Raw genomic sequence first — 452 nt, 5'->3', positions numbered from 1 at the left:
CGGGTACTGACGGTGCATTTCAGTGGGTTTTACGCATGGCTTAAAGAACCGTTAAGTGCGCGTGCGCTTGAAGATGCGCGGCAGACCGAACTGATCCATCAGGCCTGGACCGACAGCGGCAAGGTCTATGGATATCGGAAGCTGACAGATGACCTGGGTGACGCAGGCGAGGTCTGCTCAGAGAACCGTGTGGCGCGCTTGGCCAGCATCGCGGGCATCGCCGCACAGATTGGTTATAAACGCCGCCCTGGTCGCTATGGCGGCAAGCCTGCTGTAGCCGCCGACAATACGCTGGGCAGGCAATTTGAGGTCGATGCGCCTGACACGGTTTGGGTGACCGATATCACATACATTAGAACGCATGAGGGGTGGTATGGTAATCCCCCCATTTTTAATGGGGTCCAGCCGTAGAATTCACGCGGCTGTTTTCAGTTTCATTGCGGGGGTCATGC

1 pseudogene is annotated in these 452 nt (G+C 56.9%); it reads left to right on the top strand.

What is annotated here, in order from left to right:
* Positions 1 to 372: pseudogene (locus tag KZZ06_RS20110) on the top strand (IS3 family transposase); the annotation flags it as partial.
* Positions 373 to 452 lie beyond the last annotated feature (80 nt).

The organism is Sulfitobacter sp. CW3 (assembly GCF_019392245.1).
GTDB lineage: Bacteria > Pseudomonadota > Alphaproteobacteria > Rhodobacterales > Rhodobacteraceae > Sulfitobacter.
This window is presented reverse-complemented; position numbering and strand designations above follow the sequence as displayed.